Origin of the sequence: Staphylococcus ureilyticus (genome assembly GCF_002902235.1) — a bacterium.
GTDB lineage: Bacteria > Bacillota > Bacilli > Staphylococcales > Staphylococcaceae > Staphylococcus > Staphylococcus ureilyticus.
On the sequence record NZ_PPRL01000087.1, the window covers coordinates 1 to 4,309 of the forward strand.

Below are 4,309 nucleotides of genomic sequence, written 5' to 3' on the forward strand. Positions count from 1 at the left end.
TTTTAAAAGCTGAGCCAAAAATTGCTCAGCTTTCTTTTTATATATAAAATATCGTTTTAACAACAATACAAGCTTTCTAGACGCAGAGAGAAGGCTTCATTTGCATCGAACAATATTGAAACAAGGTGTTTTATATGTTAACGATATATATAATTATTTACTAGATTCTTTTTCATAAAATTGATTGGTTACTCTACTTGTGTTTATTCTCTTGTCTCTCTAATTTATTGAGGTAACGATAAATGGTTGTACGTGAAACTTTCCATTGTTCTGCAATAGTTTTAATTGGTGTTCCATTATCATAAAGTGTTTTGAGTAACTTTAAATCTTGTTTATTTAATTTTTCGGGTCGACCTCCATAGCGTCCTCTAGCACGAGCAGCAATTCGTCCCGCTGAAGAACGTTCTAAAATTAAGTTGCGTTCAAACTCTGCAAATGCTGCGAATAAATGAAATAACAATTGTCCTGTAGAACTTGATTTATCCATTGTTATATTTTCTTCTAAACTGTGAAAACTCACACCTCGATTATTAAGTTCATTAACTAATGTGATTAAATCTTCCATGTTACGTCCTAGTCTATCTAGTCTCCAAACAACAATCGTATCTCCTGACCTCGCAAATTCAATGACTTTATCTAAACCAGGTCGCTTACTTTTTGAACCACTCATATGATCATTAAATATCTTTTCACAACCATATTGATTTAACCGATCTTCCTGTAAATCCAAGTTCTGTAATCCAGTTGAAACTCTTGCATAACCTATTTTCAAAATACAAACCTCCTATATACGTTTTCATTGTACCATAACTTAATTCTAACCATATTTATGAACATATATTTTCTGTTGGGTTATTGAACACTAAAATATGTATAATAGATATATATCTAGATATAAAAAGAGAGTGTACAGAAAATGTAGTTTTGGAACAGATGCTGATTCACAGCCAACGGATCCAGAACTGATTCAAAAAATGTTTCAAGATTATGCCACATTTACAGGCATCGAATATGCGTATGGGGATCAACGTCGAGGTGAAGATGCATATTATGACGATGTGGTAGAAAGAGCAACACGGGGCGGTAGTGGCCGAAATTCTAAAAATATCGACCTTGTGATCGTGGCAGACCAGCTACTGACCGGGTATGATTCTAAATTCATTAATACATTATATGTCGATCGTTCATTGGCATTACAAGGTTTAATCCAAGCATATTCACGAACGAATCGGATTTATGGCAAGCAAAAAGAATTTGGATCCATTGTGAATTTCCAATATCCACGAATAACCGAAGAGACAGTGAATGCCGCACTGATTTTATACGGGAGTGGGGGAGAAAGCAGTCAAGCGATTGTGAAACCATACCCTGAAGCAGTGGATGCATTCGTTGAGTACTCACAAGAAGTGATGGCGGTATTGAACGATCCGACGGCTTGGCAATCCCTAGAAATGGACGAAGCAGCGAAGGAAACGTTTGTGAACGCCTTTAAAAAGGCGAACGGTCAACTGAATAAAATTCAGCAATACTATGAATTTAGTTGGGTGGATGCCGCATTTGGTGTGACAGAACATGAATGGATGCAGTATGTCGGGGCATACCGTAACCTCACAAGAGATAATACCGATGAGACTGAAGACGACCCACCGATCTTACCCCTGAGTCAAGCAAAACTTGCCCGTGCGCAAACCATCGATGCGCATTATATTATTCAATTAATGGGGGATAAGGCCACATCCACTGAAGGGGTACAAACGGTCGATGCGGAAACGTTACGTTTGAGCTATCAAAATATTGAAGAACTGAGTCATATGGGGGAGTATGACCAAGCTGAACTATTAAAACGATTTGTATCAGAAGAGTTAGAGCCTGGCAACGTCCCAAGTACGATTCACTTTGATGAAGCATATGACAATTGGAGAACAGAACAACGACGCGAGGCGATTTATCAGATTGCATCAGAATGGGGCTTTGATAGCGTCATATTTGAAAAAGCCGTCGAAGCATATTCTGTTACCCATCCAGATGAAATTCCATATGTGGATGACCTCACAAACAGCATTGACCATGATTCAATTGAGCACCCTAAAACGAATAATTTACTCGAACATAATATCGCATTATCCAATGAACTCCCCGAGATTGTTTCTAAATTGAAAAAAAAAATACAAATAAACCAAGTTATCTAGAGCTTATTTCTTTTATAACTTGAATTTTATAGTAAAACTCAGGATAAGGAGCACTCCTTCAGTCTTTTTATGGTTCTTTTGACAATTACCATTAGTTCATTTTAAAGATAAAGTCATCGTTCAGACGTTTGATTAAATCTTTAATCGTTGGAATACGCGCGATGTAGCGAATAAAAAAAGAAATAATCATCCCTTCATAATTTAGCTCAACAGGTGCTCCAAGACAGGATTTCTTATTAATTACATGATAAATACGATCCAGATCAATCGCTCAAATAATTGCTTCATACTTTTGGGGGGGTTCCAAGTCGTAAAGTTCTTGGATGCCAAATAGGCTTGGTTGTCTGTCGTATAATGGTCATAAGAAATACTACTCCAGTCTTTTTATGGTTGTGTAGTCAACTGCCATTATACAATATTTGGGGAGGTACTTCTTTTTTTGTGCTCTGAACTTATTGGGGCACAAGGGTTAAGAAATATGAAATTCACTCTAATGTAAGAAAAGGGATAAAAAAGTACATTTTATTTACTGTTATAAAGCTGTCGTTTGTAATATAAAAATCACCTGTATTTTAAGAAAATCCCTACAATGGAAAAGCAATCACGGTGTAAAAAGGAAAGAATTTTCTGATTTCTTTAAAAATCTTTGTTAAATTGCGGGAAAATATTCTTGAAAACGCTTCCTTTTTTGTGATAAAGTAGAAATTGAAAAAATAATTGGTAGTCTAGGGATTCTTTTTATTAAGGTTAGTCATCTAACCATCTCAAAAATTTGTGACGCCATAGGAGGTATAATATGAAAGCAGCTGTAGTCGTTGAAAATGGAAAGGATTTGGAAGTAAAAGATGTAGAAGTTCCGAAGCCGAAAAACAATGAAGTATTAATTGAAATAGAAGCATGCGGTGTTTGTCATACTGATTTACATTGTAAAATTGGAGATTGGCCAGTGAAACCGGACTTACCTGTCATACCTGGTCACGAAGGGGTCGGCAAAATAATAGAATTGGGATCAAATGTTACTAATCATAAAGTTGGCGATCGGGTTGGTCTTCCTTGGTTATACAAAGCCTGCGGAGACTGTGAATTCTGTTTAAATGGACAGGAAACGTTATGTCCTTATCAATTAAATGGTGGCTATAGTGCTAACGGCGCGTTCGCTGAATATGCTGTCGCACCAGCTGACTATGCTATACAGATTCCAGAAGGCGTCGATTCAGCTGAAATAGCACCAGTCCTTTGTGCAGGTGTCACAACTTATAAAGCATGGAAAGTGTCTGGAGCTAAACCAGGCGATTGGGTAGCAATATATGGAATTGGTGGATTAGGTCATCTAGGCTTGCAATATGCGAAGGCAATGGGGTATAAGGTTGTTGCTGTAGATATTCAAGATAGTAAACTTGATTTTGCTAAGAAACTGGGGGCAGACCATACGGTCAATAGTAAAAAGGTCGACCCTGTAGAAGATATTAAAAATGTGACAGGTAATGGTGTTCAAGCATCGATGAGCGTTGCGGTCAATAAAACGGCTTTTGAACAAGCTTATCATTCTGTTAAACGCGGCGGGTCTGTGGTTTTTGTTGCTTTGCCCAATGAAGATATGCCACTTCCAATATTTGATACGGTTCTGAATGGCGTAAGTGTTAAAGGTTCCATTGTTGGGACTCGTAAAGATCAACAGGAAGCTCTTCAGTTTGCGGCAGACGGCAAGATTAAGACCGAATTTAAGACAGACAAATTGGAAAATATCAATGATATCTTCACTAAAATGGAAAATGGAGAAATTGAAGGTCGTATTGTACTTGAATTTTAATTAATAAATACGTATCCTCATCTTATGAATGGGAAATGTACAAAGGTTTTATGATAAGAAGGGATAGGGTCTGGAACACCATAATCAGACCCTATTTATTTTTGGTTTTTATTATATTGGTTGGAAATCAGAATCATTCAAATGATGTATATAAAAAATATTTCTTTAAAAATAAATGTAATTTTCTACTTATTTTCGTACATATAAAATACGGTTCTGTTGCAAAGTAAAAAAATATAGCTAACCACTAATTTATCATGTCAGTGTTCGCTTAACTTGCTAGCATGATGCTAATTTCGTGGCATGGCGA

The 4,309-nt window shown here is 36.6% G+C and carries 3 protein-coding genes and 1 pseudogene; 2 read left to right on the plus strand and 2 right to left on the minus strand.

The features are described from left to right. Positions 1-193: 193 nt before the first annotated feature. Positions 194-772 carry a recombinase family protein gene (locus tag CD150_RS09385; RefSeq protein ID WP_103161523.1) on the minus strand — a complete coding sequence of 193 codons (579 nt, stop codon included), beginning with the start codon at positions 770-772 and terminating at the stop codon, positions 194-196. Positions 773-905: 133 nt separating this feature from the next. Between CD150_RS09385 and CD150_RS09390 the strand changes: the two genes are divergently transcribed. Next, a complete protein-coding gene (locus tag CD150_RS09390) occupies positions 906-2,189 on the plus strand; it encodes a type I restriction endonuclease subunit R, EcoR124 family (RefSeq protein WP_240621222.1) in 1,284 nt (427 codons plus the stop codon). Between the two features lie 94 nt (positions 2,190-2,283). On the opposite strand, the pseudogene CD150_RS13755 reads toward CD150_RS09390, so the two are convergent. Beyond that, positions 2,284-2,514, minus strand: a pseudogene (locus CD150_RS13755) (IS5/IS1182 family transposase); the annotation flags it as partial. A 471-nt stretch (positions 2,515-2,985) separates the two neighbouring features. Here CD150_RS13755 and adhP point away from each other — a divergent pair. Then, positions 2,986-3,999 carry an alcohol dehydrogenase AdhP gene (gene adhP, locus CD150_RS09400; protein ID WP_103161524.1) on the plus strand — a complete coding sequence of 338 codons (1,014 nt, stop codon included), beginning with the start codon at positions 2,986-2,988 and terminating at the stop codon, positions 3,997-3,999. Positions 4,000-4,309: the final 310 nt, after the last annotated feature.

Excerpts from the sequence above, each read along its gene's own strand:
- adhP (WP_103161524.1), top strand. The coding sequence starts at position 2,986 with ATGAAAGCAGCTGTAGTCGTTGAAAATGGAAAGGATTTGGAAGTAAAA.